We start from the raw sequence: 266 nt of genomic DNA on the forward strand, positions 1-266 counted from the left end.
GTCGTTATTGATTATGCCTTATACGGAACTCCAGAATTAGCCCTCGTTGCGAACAACAAAGCCAGAAATCCTGCAGTTCCGCGGACGCTGATAAGTAGACAGATTCCTGACACGGAATACTATAACTTACATCACTTAAATAGGATGCATAAGTTATGCAAGTTACGCCACTTAAATAAGTTAAGGCGCTAAAGCGATAAAAGCTACATGATGGCCAGTACTGAGCACTGGCGATCTAAGTCAATGCTGCAGTTCTCATCATCATT

The organism is Acinetobacter sp. UBA5984 (assembly GCF_002429925.1).
In the GTDB taxonomy this organism is placed as follows: domain Bacteria; phylum Pseudomonadota; class Gammaproteobacteria; order Pseudomonadales; family Moraxellaceae; genus Acinetobacter; species Acinetobacter variabilis.